This is a genomic window from Luteimonas sp. Soil_C_16 (assembly GCF_057657295.1).
In genome coordinates, this window is sequence record NZ_JBDGIS010000025.1 from 1 (window position 1) to 207 (window position 207).

Below are 207 nucleotides of genomic sequence, written 5' to 3' on the forward strand. Positions count from 1 at the left end.
AGACGGTTTTGCTTACTTTTGCCAAGACAAAAGTAAGCCGCGCGACAGCGCGGAAGCCCTGTCTTTGATCTTCGCTCTGAGAGCAATTCGCTTGGCGATAGAAAAGTCCAACGCCAAGGCTGAGAGGCGAGAGCAAGTGCAAGGCTTTCGCCCGCTGCGCGTGCGAGTCCCTTTTGGATGGACCCAAAAGGAACCAAAAGGTCCCTT

1 protein-coding gene is annotated in these 207 nt (G+C 54.1%); it reads left to right on the forward strand.

Features of this window, described 5'->3' with window-relative positions; all coding sequences use genetic code 11:
* On the forward strand, positions 1-207 hold a 207-nt coding region (locus AC3A5T_RS16945), incomplete at both ends, for a hypothetical protein (RefSeq protein WP_487629535.1).